Genomic DNA, 1,329 nt, shown 5'->3' on the forward strand with positions numbered 1-1,329 from the left:
TGGGCTCGTCCCCGGCCACCCCGCGCACCACACCCGCACCCGGCAGCTCCTCGGCGACGGCTCGCAGCCCGGCCAGCGCGCCCTCACGATCACCGGCCAGCACCACCGCCCGATGCTCGAACACCGACCGCGTCGCAACCAGCGAGAACGCGGCATCAATCAGACCCGGCTCAGACTCACCGTCCAGGAACGACACCAACCGCCCGGCCTGCGCCCGCAACGCCTCCGCCGTACGCCCCGACACCACCACCGGAACCACCGGCGACCCCACCGCGACACCCGCCACCGGCACCATCTCGGCACCCGGTGTCCGGTCCTGTCCCGGTACTCCGGCCGTGGCCTCGTCCTCCGGCCCCTGTTCGAGCAGCACGTGGGCGTTGGTACCGCTGATCCCGAACGACGACACCCCCGCCCGGCGCGGACGCCCGGCGCGCGGCCACGATCGCGCCTCGGTCACCAGCTCGACCGCGCCCTCGCTCCAGTCAACGTGCGAGGACGGCGCGTCCACGTGCAACGTGCGCGGCACCACACCCTCGCGCATCGCCATGACCATCTTGATCACGCCCGCCACACCGGCCGCCGCCTGGGTGTGACCGAGGTTCGACTTGATCGAACCCAGCAGCAGCGGACGGTCCCCATCCCGATCCTGGCCATACGTCGCCAGCAGGGCTTGGGCCTCGATCGGATCACCCAGCGTCGTCCCCGTACCGTGCGCCTCCACCGCGTCCACCTCAGCCGGTGACAACCCAGCGCTCGCCAGCGCCTGACGGATCACCCGCTGCTGCGACGGACCGTTCGGCGCCGTCAACCCGTTGGACGCACCGTCCTGATTCACCGCCGACCCACGCACCACCGCCAACACCTGATGACCGTTGCGACGCGCGTCCGACAACCGCTCCAACACCAGCACACCCACACCCTCCGACCAACCAACCCCGTCAGCGGCCTCGGAGAACGAACGACACCGGCCATCCACCGACAGACCACGCTGACGAGCGAACCCGATGAAGGTGTTCGGCGTCGACATCACCGTCGCCCCACCGGCCAACGCCAGCGAACAATCCCCCGACCGCAACGCCTGCGCCGCCAGATGCACCGCCACCAACGACGACGAACACGCCGTGTCCACCGTCACCGCCGGACCCTCCAGGCCCAACGTGTACGACACCCGCCCCGAAGCAACACTCGGCGCGGTTCCGGTGCTTTCGTAACCTTCGACGGCGTCGCGTTGAGCGATTCCCCCATCGGTCATGGCCTGGTGCACCCGGCCGGCCGCGTTGCCCAGCGCCAGACCGTAATCGTTGTACATCAGACCGGTGAACACCCCCG

The 1,329-nt window shown here is 70.1% G+C and carries 1 protein-coding gene; it reads right to left on the reverse strand.

What is annotated here, in order from left to right:
• The coding region (locus AC5L38_RS44130) for a beta-ketoacyl synthase N-terminal-like domain-containing protein (protein WP_495248807.1) at positions 1-1,329 on the reverse strand (1,329 nt) is incomplete at both ends.

It is taken from the genome of Streptosporangium nanhuense (assembly GCF_059358815.1).